The organism is Streptococcus sp. OH4692_COT-348 (genome assembly GCF_003859975.1).
Taxonomy (GTDB): Bacteria; Bacillota; Bacilli; order Lactobacillales; family Streptococcaceae; genus Streptococcus.
The window spans coordinates 1-303 of the sequence record NZ_RQZB01000080.1; the positions used below are offsets into that span (position 1 = coordinate 1).

Genomic DNA, 303 nt, shown 5'->3' on the forward strand with positions numbered 1-303 from the left:
ATTTGGCAGGCACCCAAGGTAAATCTGATAAAGAGTTGCTTGACCTCTTGAAACAAAACGGCACTCAAAGTTATAAAGCTACCATCAAAGTGTACGGTGCGAAAGACGGCAAGGCTGATTTGAGCAACCTTGTAGCGACTAAAGAATTGACAGTGAACTTGAATGGCTTAACCACTCCAGCTGAAGTTCAAAAAGGCGTAGCCGACAACACCAAAGACACAGTAGACGTTCCAGCTACTTACCTAGATAAAGCTAACTTCCCTGGTCCATTCACAGCTGGTGTCAACCAAGTTATCCCGTACG

General features: G+C 44.9%; 1 protein-coding gene. It reads left to right on the forward strand.

The window, feature by feature from the left end; all coding sequences use genetic code 11:
- Nucleotides 1-303 (forward strand): SSURE domain-containing protein (locus EII37_RS10970; protein WP_185696018.1); only part of this gene is annotated, 303 nt, incomplete at both ends.